Annotated in this window: 13 protein-coding genes; 7 read left to right on the top strand and 6 right to left on the bottom strand. The window is 57.0% G+C overall.

Translation table 11 applies throughout. The features are described from left to right. Positions 1–135: 135 nt before the first annotated feature. Together RX972_RS23975 and RX972_RS23970 are read right to left on the bottom strand one after the other, a co-directional pair. Positions 136–399, bottom strand: coding sequence for a DUF4404 family protein (locus RX972_RS23975; protein WP_027898263.1), 264 nt, complete (start codon positions 397–399; stop codon positions 136–138). Between the two features lie 259 nt (positions 400–658). After that, positions 659–1,267: a phosphatase gene (locus RX972_RS23970; RefSeq protein ID WP_027898264.1), complete on the bottom strand. Its 609-nt coding sequence runs from the start codon at positions 1,265–1,267 to the stop codon at positions 659–661. 209 nt (positions 1,268–1,476) lie between these two features. Here RX972_RS23970 and RX972_RS23965 point away from each other — a divergent pair, with 209 nt between their 5' ends. Next, positions 1,477–2,178: a VacJ family lipoprotein gene (locus RX972_RS23965; protein WP_027898265.1), complete on the top strand. Its 702-nt coding sequence runs from the start codon at positions 1,477–1,479 to the stop codon at positions 2,176–2,178. Between the two features lie 78 nt (positions 2,179–2,256). Here RX972_RS23965 and RX972_RS23960 read toward each other — a convergent pair whose 3' ends face one another. Beyond that, positions 2,257–2,556, bottom strand: a complete 300-nt coding sequence (locus RX972_RS23960; RefSeq protein WP_027898266.1) for a PilZ domain-containing protein — start codon at positions 2,554–2,556, stop codon at positions 2,257–2,259. A 264-nt stretch (positions 2,557–2,820) separates the two neighbouring features. On the opposite strand from RX972_RS23960, the gene rssB reads away from it, so the two are divergent. Together rssB and rssC are read left to right on the top strand one after the other, a co-directional pair. Then, complete coding sequence (gene rssB / locus RX972_RS23955; RefSeq protein WP_027898267.1) at positions 2,821–4,005, top strand: two-component system response regulator RssB; 1,185 nt, start codon at positions 2,821–2,823, stop codon at positions 4,003–4,005. Then, complete coding sequence (gene rssC, locus RX972_RS23950) at positions 4,002–4,484, top strand: anti-sigma factor antagonist RssC (RefSeq protein ID WP_027898268.1); 483 nt, start codon at positions 4,002–4,004, stop codon at positions 4,482–4,484. The genes rssB and rssC overlap by 4 nt, the downstream gene beginning before the upstream one ends. 75 nt (positions 4,485–4,559) lie before the next feature. Here rssC and tal read toward each other — a convergent pair whose 3' ends face one another. Both tal and dusA read right to left on the bottom strand, forming a co-directional pair. Beyond that, entirely contained in the window at positions 4,560–5,486 is a 927-nt protein-coding gene (gene tal / locus RX972_RS23945; protein ID WP_027898269.1) for a transaldolase, read from the bottom strand. 166 nt (positions 5,487–5,652) lie between these two features. Beyond that, entirely contained in the window at positions 5,653–6,663 is a 1,011-nt protein-coding gene (gene dusA / locus RX972_RS23940) for a tRNA dihydrouridine(20/20a) synthase DusA (protein ID WP_316879190.1), read from the bottom strand. 376 nt (positions 6,664–7,039) lie between these two features. On the opposite strand from dusA, the gene RX972_RS23935 reads away from it, so the two are divergent. The 3 genes from RX972_RS23935 (at position 7,040) to dapF (ending at position 10,600) form a co-directional block, all read left to right on the top strand. Next, a complete protein-coding gene (locus RX972_RS23935; protein ID WP_316879198.1) occupies positions 7,040–9,199 on the top strand; it encodes a PAS domain-containing protein in 2,160 nt (719 codons plus the stop codon). A 211-nt stretch (positions 9,200–9,410) separates the two neighbouring features. Continuing rightward, complete coding sequence (locus RX972_RS23930) at positions 9,411–9,740, top strand: DHCW motif cupin fold protein (protein ID WP_027898278.1); 330 nt, start codon at positions 9,411–9,413, stop codon at positions 9,738–9,740. 44 nt (positions 9,741–9,784) lie between these two features. Next, positions 9,785–10,600 carry a diaminopimelate epimerase gene (dapF, locus tag RX972_RS23925; RefSeq protein WP_231677433.1) on the top strand — a complete coding sequence of 272 codons (816 nt, stop codon included), beginning with the start codon at positions 9,785–9,787 and terminating at the stop codon, positions 10,598–10,600. Positions 10,601–10,710: 110 nt separating this feature from the next. Here the strand turns inward: dapF and RX972_RS23920 are convergent, their stop codons facing one another. Continuing rightward, positions 10,711–11,613, bottom strand: coding sequence for a LysR substrate-binding domain-containing protein (locus RX972_RS23920; RefSeq protein WP_231677356.1), 903 nt, complete (start codon positions 11,611–11,613; stop codon positions 10,711–10,713). A 157-nt stretch (positions 11,614–11,770) separates the two neighbouring features. On the opposite strand from RX972_RS23920, the gene RX972_RS23915 reads away from it, so the two are divergent. After that, on the top strand, positions 11,771–14,809 hold the full coding sequence (locus RX972_RS23915) for an FAD-binding and (Fe-S)-binding domain-containing protein (RefSeq protein WP_316879189.1): 3,039 nt from the start codon (positions 11,771–11,773) through the stop codon (positions 14,807–14,809). Positions 14,810–14,942: the final 133 nt, after the last annotated feature.

Here is a 14,942-nt window from a genome sequence, read left to right as displayed (position 1 = left end):
CCAAGGACGGTGAAGATTTCTAAAACCCGGTACCCAGTGGACCGTAAGGCTGCTCCGCTTAAGTGAACAGCATTACGTCTTCGACGGGCTTTTTGCTGCTGGTTGGCAGGCGGTGCGTTCTAGCGTCTTGTGACATCAAATACCGATATTGCCCAAGGTCACAACAATGTTGCGCAGAGTCCCTGCAATGCCAGGATGTTCCAGCTCGAAGCGCTCTACGGCAAGATTGACGCCGTCGGCCAGGCTCGCGTCCTGAGTCACGGACTCCAGTTCGATCTGCGACTGAATCTGCTGCGCCAGTGTTTCCAGGTCGGCGCGCTCCTCTGGGTTGAGCGGCGGGTTCTGCTCCAGTTGCTCGCGCAGGGTATTGAGTTGTTCTTGCAGTTCGCGGGCAGGCATGACGTGCTCCTTCTTTGATAAGTCTGTCCCATGGACCCCGGCGCAGGGCCAAAGGTTCTTCTTGGGTATGTGACAAGACTAATCCACTCTGGTGCGGCTTGCATGATGGCGATCAATTCAGGCAAGCATCCAGTGTGACTGTGCAGACTTTCCTGAAGAATTTATTCGCGAAGGCATCAGCCTTGAAATTCCTTTTTGATACACCGCCTTCGCGAATAAATTCGCTTCTACAGACTCACGCAAGTCTTGCAACTGACTATCAAGGTTTCTCTCCTTTGGTCCGGCGCAACGCGATATCTGCCAGACAGGATTCCAGTTCGCCCAGATGATCGATCGCCGAATGCACGCCCAGCGCGTAAAGCTGCAATGTCGCCTGGCCCCGGCGGTATTCGCGCTCGGCATCGGTCAGGGCATTCCACTGAGAAGGTGACTGGCCACACAGTGAACCACACGACGCGAGGCCGACCGTCCACAGCCCGGCGCTCAAGCCCGCTTGCAGCAAGCGTGGCTCGCCGCTGACAAGTACACAACCATCCAGTTGACCGACGTTCAGCTCCATGAGCGCCTGCCAGCAAGCATGGGGAGCGGGCCAGGGTGCCTGGGCGGCAGGGGTAGCACTAATCAGCTGGCTCAATGGCTGTGCCAGCCTGTTTGTAAGGTCGTCGGGCAACTCGTCCAGCCACGCACAAGGCACTGCCTGCTGATGCAGCCTCTGTAATGCTTTCAAGGCGCCTGGTGTAGGTAGCGAATGCTCATCGCTCAGCCTGGAAGCGTTGCGCGCTTGGGCGCCAAAGTCCACCAGGCAGCCACTGAGACCAAAAAGAACGGCAGTAAAAGCGGGCAGGGGAGCTGTCACAGGGGCGAGCATGGCGATATCTCTGAAATAACGCTGAACGCTACGGGGCATTTGTGACAGTAAGATGAATATCAGGTGATGGTGTTTATCAGTGTTTTACCAGTCTTACAGACTTGAATGACCAAGGCGCTGCCAAATCCCTGTCATATGGCCTTATACTCCTCGCCTTGACGTGTGGGGGCGTAGCGCCCGCTTCATTACTTATGCCAGGAGTTTCAGCTATGCCCGTGACCGGTGCAGGTGTATTCAATCGTCTTGCTCAGCTGTGTGTGTGTGCCGGTATGGCGCTAGTGCCAATGGTTGCGCAGGCCGCCGAGGAAGATCCGTGGGAAAGCGTCAACCGGCTCACTTTCCGCTTCAATGACACTCTTGATACCTATGCGCTGAAGCCTATCGCGCAGGGCTATCAATTCATTGCTCCGCAGTTTGTAGAAGATGGCGTACATAACTTCTTCAACAACATCGGTGATGTCGGAAACCTCGCTAACAACGTGCTGCAGGCTAAACCGGCTGCAGCGGGCGTTGATACGGCGCGCCTGATCTTCAATACCACCTTCGGCCTGTTGGGCTTCATCGATGTCGGCACCAAAATGGGCCTGCAGCGCAGTGACGAAGATTTCGGTCAGACGTTGGGTTACTGGGGCGTGCAGAGCGGTCCGTATGTAGTGCTGCCGTTGTTTGGGCCGAGCACTGTGCGCGATGCCGTCGCCAAGTACCCGGACACCTACACCTCACCGTATCGCTACATTGATCACGTACCCACCCGTAACACTGCGCTGGGCATCAATCTGGTGGATACCCGCGCCAGCCTGTTGTCAGCCGAGCGTCTGATCAATGGCGACAAGTACATCTTTATCCGCAACGCGTACCTGCAGAACCGTGAGTTCCGCGTCAAGGATGGTCAGGTGGTCGACGATTTCTGATCTCGGTCAGTTGAAAGTATAAAGGCGACCTGTGGTCGCCTTTATTTTTTACCATTTGTGAACCAGTTCCGCCGGATCTCAGCTCATCTTGACGATGGTCAGGCCCAGTTTTTGTCCGCCATCGGCTTCGTCAGTGACCCATACAACCTCTGTTTCTGCCTCAAGGCCTTTGAGGGCAGCATGGTCCGAATCGATTCTCACGTGCAGTTTTTCGCCAACCCTGAAGGTTCTGGGTGCCTGTACCTGCATCCCGGAGCTCGATAAATCAATGCATACAGCCGGGATGACCTGGCCTGCGTAGATCAAGCTGATGTCAGCTTCCACGCGCATCCGGATGAAGTCCCGTTTCTCCTCGTAGCTTCGATCATTTAGACTCATGTCCAGTCCTTCATTTCCATTGCTGAATTCATGGTTCTTATAACTCTGAGCGATTTGCCGTGTAAAGACGCAATGTCGGGACTGCCGCGTGCTTGAAACGCCCGTCGGATGGGAGTACCGTCTGCGCCTTGAAGGGCACCTCTGAAACGCCAGTTACGGGATCACAAGTCCGGTCGTGCGGTCAGAGTGGCTAGAAGCGAATCCAGTACGCAGACCCGTGAACCGGGGTGCTTACGCCAACCTTATCTGGCGCCGTTTGCCCACATGCAGAAAACCAGTGCCACGCTGCTGATAATCGATGACGACGAAGTAGTGCGAGCGAGCCTTGCCGCCTATTTGGAAGACAGTGGCTTCAGCGTCCTTCAAGCAAATAACGGCTTGGAGGGCATACAGATATTCGAGCAGGACAAGCCTGATCTGGTGATCTGCGATTTGCGCATGCCGCAAATGGGCGGGCTTGAGCTGATTCGTCAGGTGACGGCCATCGCGCCGGAAACGCCTGTAATCGTGGTGTCGGGTGCAGGCGTGATGAATGACGCTGTCGAGGCGCTCCGCCTGGGCGCTGCGGATTACCTGATAAAGCCTCTGGAAGACTTGGCCGTGCTGGAGCACTCGGTGCGTCGCGCACTTGACCGTGCGCGTCTGCTGCAGGAGAACCAGCAGTATCGCAAGAAGCTGGAAACCGCAAACCGCGAGCTGGAAGCAAGCTTGCATCTGCTCCAGGAAGACCAGGATGCCGGTCGACAGGTGCAGATGAACATGCTGCCGATCAGCCCGTGGTCGATCGATCAGTTCAATTTCGCTCACGAAATCATTCCCTCGCTTTACCTGTCGGGTGATTTCGTTGATTACTTCCGCGTCGACGAGCGCCGCGTTGCGTTCTATCTCGCGGATGTCTCCGGGCATGGCGCTTCTTCGGCATTCATCACCGTGCTGCTCAAGTTCATGACCACACGCTTGCTGTTCGAATCCAAGCGTGGTGGTACGCTACCGGAATTCAAGCCCTCTGACGTTCTTGGCCACATCAACCGCGGCCTGATCAGTTGCAAGCTGGGCAAGCATGTAACGATGGTTGGCGGTGTGATTGACGAGGAGTCGGGGCAACTGACGTACGCAGTCGGCGGTCATCTGCCGTTGCCTGTGTTGTATACACCGGGTGAAGCACGCTACCTGCAAGGTCGCGGTTTGCCCGTAGGGCTGTTCAACGAAGCCACCTATCAGGATCATGTGATCGACTTGCCCGAGTCGTTTAGTCTGACCCTGCTGTCTGATGGCATTCTGGACTTGCTTCCCGGTGATACACTCAAAGAGAAAGAAGCCGCACTACCTGAACTGGTAAAGGCGGCGGGCGGCAGCCTGGATGGCTTGCGCCAGACTTTTGGATTGGCCACGCTAGGGGAGATGCCGGATGATATCGCCTTGTTAGTGTTGAGCAGGAACCTTGAATGAGTACCGGTAGAATCCAGTTCGCCGAGCAGGAAGGCACGTTTGTCCTCAAGTTTGTCGGGGAAGTGCGTCTGACGTTATGTTCGGCTTTGGATGCGACTATTGAGCGGATCTTCACTGCGCTGAATTTTTCAACGGTAGTAATTGATCTGACCGAAACCCGCAGCATAGACAGCACGACACTTGGCTTGCTGGCCAAACTGTCGATCCTGTCGCGTCAAAAAGTAGGGTTGTTGCCAACACTGGTCACCACCCATGAAGACATCACCCGGCTTCTGCAGTCGATGGGTTTCGACCAGGTGTTCAATATCGTTGACCGTCCGATTCCGTGCCCTGAGTGCCTGACGGACCTGCCGTCCCAGGATCAGTGCGAAGAGGTGGTCAAGGCCAAGGTGCTGGAAGCGCACAAGATCCTGATGGGGCTCAATGACTCCAATCGCGAAGCCTTCCACGACCTGGTCAACGCCCTCGAACGTCACTGATCCACTGGTGAAGAGCGCAGCAAAAAGGGCGGCATCTGTGAGGATGCCGCCCTTTTAGTCTTTCGGCGTTCTGGATCAGACCTTGGCGCTTAGCAACGCCTCCAGTTTTTCCTGATCGCGAGCGAACTGGCGGATACCCTCAGCCAGTTTCTCGGTCGCCATCGCATCTTCGTTGGACGCCCAGCGGAATTCGCTTTCATTGAGCGTTACGCGCGGCTCACCGGCATTGCCCGGTTTCAGTTTGCGCTCCAGCGTGCCGGTATCTTCGGCAAGCTTCTGCAGCAGGTCCGGGCTGATGGTCAGGCGATCACAGCCGGCCAATTGCTCAATCTGGCTCAGGTTACGGAAGCTGGCACCCATAACGACTGTCTTGTAGTCGTTGGCTTTGTAGTAGTTGTAGATGCGGGTCACAGACTTCACGCCCGGGTCTTCCGCGCCCACATAATCCTTGCCTTCAGCCTTCTTGTACCAGTCGTAGATACGGCCTACGAACGGCGAAATCAGGAATACGCCAGCATCGGCACACGCTTGGGCCTGGGCGAAGGAGAACAGCAGCGTCAGGTTGCACTGGATGCCTTTCTTTTCCAGTACTTCGGCGGCGCGGATGCCTTCCCAGGTCGAAGCCAGCTTGATCAGGATGCGATCCTTGCTGATGCCGGCCGTTTCGTACATATCGATCAGGCGCTGGGCGCGCTCGATGCAGCCATTGGTGTCGAAAGAGAGGCGGGCGTCGACTTCAGTCGAAACGCGGCCCGGAACAACCTTGAGAATTTCCTGGCAGATAGCGACGGCAAAACGATCAGATGCCAGACCGATATCGCCATTGGCGCCGCTGAAGGCTGCCTTGAGGCGATCAGCGTTGCTGTCGCTGGAGCCGGCCTTGAGCAGCAGGGAAGGATTGGTGGTCGCGTCGACCGGCTTGAGCTTTTCGATGGCTGCGAAATCGCCGGTGTCGGCAACAACGGTGGTGAATGCTTTGAGTTGATCCAGCTTGGAAGTCATGAGCGTGCTCTGTCCTGTGCGGTTAGGTGACATTACCCGAGCGATGGCGCCCACTCAAGGGCGCTAAGCATAACACCGCGCCAGAACAGGGCGGCCTGTTGCCCGGGCGGGCGAAAACTCGATCCAGACTGGTTGGAGCGCTATCCGCCGCGCTTGTTCCCTGCTTTCAGCGACCTTCCAGCAGCCCGGCCGCCTGATCCAGTAGCGCCAGCGGATCCTGAGTCTTGTGGATGTCCACCGACAGCAACTGCCTGAAGCGTCTGGCGCCGGGGAAACCCGTGCCGAGGCCCAGCACGTGACGGGTAACGTGATGCATGGAACCGCCGCTCTGAATGTGCGCGGCAATGTACGGGCGCATTGCCGCCAGCGCCTCGGCCCGGGAAATCACCGGTGCCTCACTGCCAAACAACTGCTGATCAACCTCGGCCAGTAAATACGGATTGTGATACGCCTCGCGACCTAACATTACGCCGTCGAATACCTGCAAGTGTTCCTGGCATTGTTCGAGGGTCTTGATACCGCCATTGAGGATGATTTCCAGATCAGGAAAATCACGCTTCAGCTGCGCGGCAACGTCATAGCGCAGCGGCGGGATATCACGGTTTTCCTTGGGAGAAAGGCCCTCAAGAATCGCAATCCGCGCATGCACCGTAAAACTGGTGCAGCCCGCGTCGCGAACCGTGCCGACAAACTCACACAACTGTTCGTAGCTGTCGCGACCATTGATCCCGATCCGATGCTTGACCGTCACCGGAATCGATACCGCATCACGCATCGCCTTGACGCAATCCGCCACCAACTGCGGATGCGCCATCAGGACTGCGCCAATCATATTGTTCTGCACTCGATCACTCGGGCAGCCGACATTCAGATTGACCTCGTCATACCCCACTGCTTCCGCCATCCGCGCACACGCCGCCAGATCCGCCGGAACACTGCCCCCCAACTGCAACGCCAGCGGATGCTCCGCCTCGTCGTGCTGGAGAAAGCGATGCGGGTCAGCGTTGAGCAGCGCGCCGGTGGTAACCATTTCGGTGTAGAGCAGAGCGTTCTTTGAGAGGAGGCGCAGGAAGAATCGGCAATGTCTATCAGTCCAGTCCATCATCGGCGCAACGCTGAAGCGGCGGGAGGGTTCAGGGCCTGTGTTTAAAGGGTTTGAAGCGAGTTTTGTCTGCATTTTGGTCTGCGTGTTTTTCCCAGTTTCGAGCGTGTCACTGCGCAATTATCACCGTCTGGAAGCGGTAAATGAGACGCGGAATTTCAGCGCGAGGGGTTCGAAAGGCTGAAGTCTACCAGAGCCCCGGCATTAGCCCGAGCACAACGGGAATGGGTGCTCGTCGGAAAATACATGTGCCTTGCTTCGCCGCCATCTTCAACCGGGGACGGCATTGTGCCACCCGTGTAATATGGCAATTACTTGCGTAATAGGAACATTCAAGGCATGAACATCCATTGCCGCCAGCCTGTCTGCTTGCCCCACAGCTCACTCAAACGTTCACCTGGTTACCTGCATCCAGTTTCGGCCCTGGCCGAAGCAGCGCAGTTTGTCTGAGATGGACAGCGTGTCTGACGAGATTTATTCCCTAAGGATTGAGAACGATAAACTTCGGGCGAGACTGGCCGAAGCCGAGAGCCGGTGCGCGCGCGAGGTTGAGTCTCATCGAGATTACGAGCACCAACGCAACGCCCTGGCCGCCGGGGGCGTGATCGGGACCTGGAATTGGCACCCCGCGCGTGACAGTTTCACTATCGACCTTGGTTTTGCCCTTGCTTTCGGTATTGATTCAAGCCTGATACAGGCTGACCTACCCATCGAAAGGGTTCTGGAAAATGTGCACCCCGAAGACCGGCCAGGGCTGGATGCCGCTATCGCAGAGGCCGTTATCCGTGGTGGAACCTACTCCCATCAGTACAGGGTGAGGCGTGCAGACGGGAAGTATTATTGGCTCGACGCTCATGGGCGTGTTGAAACCGATATCGACGGCAAGCCCACCAGTTTTCCGGGATTTGTATTTGATATGACCGAACGGCGCGCCGCCGAGGAGCGCTTGCGTGTCAGCGAGGCGCTCAATAAGGAAAATATCCAGCGCGTAGAGCTTGCACTGGCTGCCCGGGCAATTATTGGTACCTGGAGTTGGGATCTGCCAACCGACCGTTTTACGGTAGATGATGCTTTCGCCCATGCATTTGGCCTGGATCCCGCGCTTGGCAGGGAAGGTATCCCGCTCGCTCAGATTGTTGCCACTGTCCATCCTGATGATCAGGCCGGACTGGCCGGGGCTATCAACGAGGCTATTGCCAGAGGCGGCCTCTATGCTCACCAATATCGGGTTCGGCGTGCTGACGGCAAATATTATTGGCTGGAAGCCAACGGCCGCGTTGATCATGCGCCAGATGGCACCCCTCAGTGCTTTCCGGGCGTTTTGATAGACGTTGAATCACGACGTATTGTCGAAGCGGAACGCGACCTCGCAATTACCGAGTTACGCAGGCTTAACGAAACGCTCGAGCAGCGCGTCGCAGAGCGCTCCGCCGAGCTTTCGGAGGCGGAAGAGCGGCTGCGCCAGTCCCAGAAAATGGAGGCCGTAGGCCAATTGACCGGCGGTTTGGCGCACGATTTCAATAATTTGCTGGCGGGGATTTCCGGATCACTCGAGTTGATGCATACCCGTATGCAGCAGGGACGGTTTGGCGATGTGGAACGCTACATGGTAGCGGCGCAGAGTGCTTCTCGGCGTGCTGCTGCTCTGACCCATCGATTGCTGGCCTTCTCGTGTCGCCAGACTCTTGATCCCAAACCCACTGATGTAGGCGTACTCGTTCGAGGCATGCTTGAACTGATTCAGCGCACGGTGGGCCCCGGCATTACGATTGATGTAGCCGATATGCCTGAGCTTTGGGGGGCGCTGGTTGACGCCTCTCAGCTTGAAAACTCCCTCCTGAACCTGTGCATCAATGCGCGTGACGCAATGCCAGACGGCGGTCGCATTACCATCGAGACCGCCAACGCATGGCTCGACGAGTGTGCCGCCAAACAGCATCAGATACCTGCCGGGGAGTACCTCTCGCTGTCCGTGACCGATACGGGTAATGGCATGCCACCTGAGATCGTCGGGCGTGCGTTTGAGCCTTTCTTCACGACCAAGCCCATTGGTGAAGGCACGGGATTAGGGTTATCGATGATTTACGGGTTTGCCCAGCAGTCGGGTGGGCAGGTCCGGATCTACTCGGAAGTTGATCGGGGCACGAAGGTGTGCATGTACTTGCCTCGGCACCACGGTGAGACGCCAGACGAAGATTTACTGGCTGCGCCTTCGGCATTCAATCGCGCCGACCACGGCGGAACAGTTCTGGTGGTGGATGACGAGCCTACGGTGCGCATGCTTGTCACCGACATCCTTGAAGAACTTGGCTTTGTGGCAATTGAAGCCAAGGACAGCGCGGCCGGATTGAAATTGCTGCAATCCAACGTCCGCATCGACTTGCTGGTGACCGATGTCGGGCTACCCGGCGGAATCAACGGACGCCAGATGGCGGATGCGGCGCGCATTTCCCGGCCGAACCTGAAAGTGTTGTTCATCACTGGCTATGCAGAAAGCTCGATCCTGGCGAATGGACACCTTGCTCCCGGGATGGCCGTACTCACCAAACCGTTTCTGGTCGAAACCATGGCTGCGCGGATAAGTGCGATGATCAGCGATTCGCGAGAGTAAGCGCGGTATGGCTTATCGGTAACTCATGGAGGCACGCAATGCGCCGTAGCTTCTGGTTACCAAGCGCGGCAGGATGCTGATTGATTTTTGCTGCCCCACAAACAGCCATGGATGGGGGGCTCTGTATCCCGCGACTACAAGCAATCTGTATCTGTCGGTCATTCCTTGGGGCTGATACGGTTTGCATCCCTCCTGTTCTGAGCCAGCCATGATTGAACTCACCGCTTTCCCGTTTGGTACAACCGACTGGTCGACAATCGAACCTGTAGAACATGCCGGTGAAACCGGTACTGCTTATTGGCGCACTTGTCAGTTTGGCGCGGTGCGCGTTCGTATGGTGGAATACAGCCCAGGCTATCTGGCTGATCACTGGTGTTGGAGAGGCCATATCCTGCTGTGCCTTGAGGGTGAATTGCACACCGAGCTTGAGGATGGTCGCCAATTCGTGCTCACTGCGGGTATGAGCTATCAGGTCAGTAATGACGCCGAAGGACATCGCTCGTTCACCACAACGGGCGCCAGGTTGTTTGTGGTGGACTAATACCCTTAAAACATCATCTCCACGTCTTGTCGCAGGATCCAGTGATGCCGCTTGGTTTTCATAAAATGCATGCCAATGGCGATGATTTCGTCATTGTAGACACGCGAAACGCCGCCAACCCGTTCACCAGCGCCATCGCCCGCCGATTGGGTGACCGGAATCGAGGGCTCGGCTTCAATCAACTCGCCGTGTTGCTCGATTGCGAAGATGCCGCGGCGCGCTTGATATTCTGGAACGCCGATGGCTCTTCTCTGGACGCGTGCGGAAGCGCTACGCGAGGTGTTGCGGATTTGTTGATGCGCGAAGCGGATGTAACGTCGGTAAAGTTACGCACCAATCGCGGCTTGTTGGCGTGTGAGCGAACGTCGACCGGTGATATCGCGGTCGACATGGGCAAGCCGTTGTTTGGTTGGGCAGATATTCCGCTGTCTCTGGAACTGGATTCTGTAGTGCTGCCACTTGCCGGTCGCCCGACGGCCTGCAGCATGGGCAATCCGCACTGCACTTATTTTGTCGATGATCTGGCTGATGTTGATATCGCGAAAATCGGTCCGGCCCTTGAAACCAATGACTTGTTTCCGCTCAAGACCAACGTGCATTTCGTCCAGATTATCAACCGCAAGCACATCCGGTTGCGTATCTGGGAACGGGGCGGTGGTATTCCCCTCGGGTCGGGGTCCTGCGCGTGTGGTGCTGCGGTCAACGGCATTCGGCGTGGCTTGCTGGACAATACCGTTGAGGTCGAATGCGATGGCGGAACAGTGACAGTTCGATGGGATGGCATGGGCCCGGTATTTCTGGTCGGGTCGGTAGAGAGCGTTGCGTCGGGATTGATCGCCGACCGCTTGTTGGATCTGTAGTCCTGACACACATTAACTGGTAGGAGCTGCCGAAGGCTGCGATGGCGGAAAATGCCTCGCAGCCTTCGGCAGCTCCTACAAGGAATTCATTCAACTCAAAGATTGCATCTTTACCGGTCAGGAAACGGTAACGACAGCAGCCAGGCGCTGAACGTGTTCAACGACGGCAGATGCTGGTAACGGGTCGCATAGACAAGGTAGTAACTGCGGCCGCTGTCCATTGCGTCAAACAGTGCAACCAGTTCGCCGCTCTTCAGCTCATCCTGCACGAGAATTTCCGGCACCAGTCCGATCCCGATACCAGCCGATACCGCCTGAATCAGATGCGCGGTGAGTTCGAAGCTCGGGCCGGATCTCATGTTTCGGTGATTCACATCATGGCTGTCAAACCAGTCAGACCAGGCGTTCGGTCTCGACACAACGTTGAGCAGTGCATGCTCGGCAACGTTGGCGGGCGTCATTTTAGGGTATTCGGGTAGAGCTGCCGGGCTGGCCACGACCACCAGTTTTTCGCTCAGCAGCTTATGCGAGATGTAGCCAGGCCATTCCCCTGAACCGACGCAGATAATTGCGTCCATGTCGTGGGTCGTGGACTGGGTTTCTGCCTGAACAATTCTTGAGTGGATATGCACCAGTATCCCAGGGTGTTTTGCATAGAACTCATGCATGCGCGGCAGCAGCCACTTTGAACCCAGCGTTGGCAGCACCGCCAGATTCAGAGGGCCGCCGTCATTCTTGTACGAAATGGTTTGCAGCGTCGCGCTGCGAATGCGGCCCAGAGCGGCGGCCAACTCATGCTGATAGAGGGCGCCAGCGGCGGTCAGTTCGATCTTTCGCCCGTCACGTCTGAACAGCTCGACTTCAAGTTGGGCTTCAAGCGTTTGCACTTGTCGACTGACTGCGCTCTGGGTCAGCGTCAGTTCTTCTGCTGCTTTGGTGAAACTGCCATGTCGAGCGGCAGCTTCAAACGCAATCAGCAACGACATTGATGGAGTCAGTCTTCTAGGGTTCATTCATAAAGCTCATGCAAACCCGGCAGGAATTACGCTTGTGACAAAGCCTGAGAGTCGCAAAAATAAGCAAAAATAGAGTCTGATGCTCTGTGTGCAATATGCCGAGCATGCCCAACGTGAATGCATAGATTAGCTTCTTAGCCTGCAGGAATTCCACATGATCGCTCGTTTGTCCCCGACAGCCCCCCAAAGCACGACGTATGAAGCCTTTCTTGATGCCCTTGAGGCGGCAGGCTTTCGCGGGGAGATTGCGCGTGACTATGGCGGCCGGACCGTGTTGGCAACCGACAACTCCATTTATCAGCGGCTTCCCCAGGCCGCAGTGTTTCCGCTGGATGAGCAGGACGTCGCGATTGTTGCGCGGTTGGTCGCGGAGCCTCGACACAGCTCTGTGGTGCTCACACCTCGTGGCGGCGGTACAGGCACCAACGGACAATCGCTGACGGATGGCGTGGTCGTCGATCTTTCACGGCACTTGAACAATATCCTTGAGATCAACGTCGAGGAACGCTGGGTCAAGGTGCAGAGTGGTGTGGTCAAGGATCAGCTCAACGCCGCGCTCAAGCCCCACGGGCTATTTTTTGCGCCGGAGCTGTCAACGTCAAATCGGGCAACCATTGGCGGCATGATCAACACCGATGCTAGCGGGCAGGGCAGTTGCACCTACGGCAAGACCCGCGATCATGTGCTTGAACTTTCTACGGTCATGCTGGGTGGCCATCGCCTCGACAGCCTGCCGGTTGATGCCGAGCAGCTGCAAGTACTCGTCAACCGGACTGACCGCGTCGGCGAGGTGTATCGCTGTGCGCTGGACATCGTCGATACTCAGGCCGAATTGATCGAAAGCACGTTCCCGAAGCTCAACCGCTGCCTGACCGGATACGACCTGGCGCACCTGCGCGAGGCGGACGGGCGCTTCAATCTGAACAGCGTGCTTTGCGGCTCCGAAGGATCCCTCGGATTTATCGTTGAAGCCAAACTCAACGTTCTGCCGATCCCCAAGTATTCGATTCTGGTGAACGTGCGCTACGCCGGTTTCATGGATGCGTTGCGCGATGCAAAAGCCTTGATGGAATTGAAGCCGCTTTCCATCGAGACCGTGGATTCGAAAGTGTTGATGCTGGCGATGAAAGACATCGTCTGGCATGGCGTTGCCGAGTACTTCCCGGAAAATCCTGACATGCCGACGCTGGGTATCAATATCATCGAGTTCAGCGGTGATGATGAAGAGGTTGTCCAGCAGAAAGTCCACGACTTCGTCTTGCACCTGCAGCGCGACCTTTCGGTGGTGCGCCTTGGCCACACCCTAGCGGTAGGCGCTGATGCGCTCAAACGTATCTATGCCATGCGCAAGCGAGCGGTGGGCTTGCTCGGCAACGTCAAGGGTGAAGCACGGCCGCAGCCCTTTGTTGAGGACACCGCGGTTCCACCGGAAAACCTCGCTGATTTCATTCAGGAGTTCCGGGCGCTGCTGGACAGCCACAATCTGCAATACGGAATGTTCGGTCACGTGGATGCGGGTGTGCTGCACGTCCGACCGATTCTGGACATGAAGGATCCGCTTCAAGCCGCACTGATCCGGCCGATTTCCGATGCGGTTGCGGCGCTGACGCAAAAGCATGGCGGCCTGCTGTGGGGCGAGCATGGCAAGGGCTTACGCTCGCAATATGTGCCTGACTATTTCGGTGAGCTTTACCCCGCGCTGCAAGCACTCAAGGCGGCATTCGATCCGCATAACCAGCTCAATCCGGGCAAAATCGCTACGCCTGGGACGGTGCCGACCGCGAAACTGACGTTGGTCGACGAAGTCCGGCTGCGTGGCGAACTGGACCGCACGATTGACGAGCGTGTCTGGCAGAGCTACGACGCGGCGCTTCACTGCAACGGCAACGGCGCGTGCTACAACTTCGATCCTGATGACGCCATGTGTCCTTCCTGGAAGGCCACTCGCAATCGTATTCACTCGCCCAAAGGCCGGGCTTCGCTGCTTCGCGAATGGCTGCGGTTGCAGGGCGCGCAGGGTGTTGATGTATTGTCGGCGGCCTCGGGCGCGACGCAGAACATCGCCCGGCGAGTCGTTAATACCGTCAGGCAAAAGCTCGGGCAGGACGATTTTTCCCATGAGGTTTACGACGCGATGGCGGGCTGCCTGGCGTGTAAATCCTGCGCCGGGCAGTGCCCTGTGAAAGTGAATGTTCCCGAGTTTCGCTCGCGCTTTCTTGAGCTTTATCACACTCGCTACCTTCGGCCGCTCAAGGACTACCTGATCGGCTCTCTGGAATACACGGTTCCTTACATCGCTCGAATGCCGCGACTCTACAATTTCGCCATGAGTGCTCGCCCAGTGCGTTGGGGTCTTGAGCGCATCGCGGGGATGGTCGACAGCCCATTGCTAAGTCTGGTGGACTTTACGGCCGTCTGCCGACGCTGGAACGTCGAAGTCGCCACCCCCCAGCGCCTCGCCATGCTGTCGGACGCGCAACGGGCGCGGAGTGTGATCCTCGTTCAGGACGCATTCACCCGATTCTTCGAGACCCCGTTGCTGGCCGACTGGGTGGAATTGATATCAAGGCTTGGCTACAAGGTTTACCTGGCGCCATACGCGCCCAATGGCAAACCGCTGCAAGTGCAGGGCTTTCTCAGGGCGTTTGAAAAGGCGGCCAGTTTCAATGGTCAATCGCTGTTCAATCTTCAGCAGTACGACGTGCCGCTGGTGGGGCTGGATCCCGCGATGACTCTGGTCTATCGGCAGGAGTACGCCAAGACACTGGAGGCTGACAAGACGCCGTCGGTGCTACTTGCGCAGGAATGGCTGATCAATGCGCTGCCGCAAAGCGAGATGTTGGAGGAGGCCGAGCCTTATCACTTCCTCCCTCACTGTACGGAAAAAACCAACGAGCCCGGCAGCATCGGCTTGTGGCAGAAAATTTTCGAACGGGCAGGGCTGAAGTTGCAGGTCCAGGCCAGTGGCTGTTGCGGAATGTCGGGCACTTACGGGCACGAAACACGAAACGCAGCTACGTCGGACGTTATCTACGGGCAATCCTGGAAACTGCTGATCCAGAAGTTCAACCAATCGGGGCGTGTCGTTGCTGACGGTTATTCCTGCCGCAGTCAGGTCAAGCGTCAGGAGGGCACAACGGTGCTTCATCCGTTGCAGGTTTTGTTGGCTCGCTTGAGGGACGTCGAAGCTTAAATCAACACCTATAAACAAAATCTGATTAACCTGGCCCTGTCTGATTAAACCTGACCCTGTAGGAGCTCACCGCGGGTTAGCGGGCCGCCGGGGGGGGGTGGGGGGGACGCGCCCCGAGGGGGCGGGCGTTACC

It is taken from the genome of Pseudomonas syringae group sp. J309-1 (genome assembly GCF_032582135.1).
Classification (GTDB): Bacteria; Pseudomonadota; Gammaproteobacteria; order Pseudomonadales; family Pseudomonadaceae; genus Aquipseudomonas; species Aquipseudomonas quasicaspiana.
This window is presented reverse-complemented; position numbering and strand designations above follow the sequence as displayed.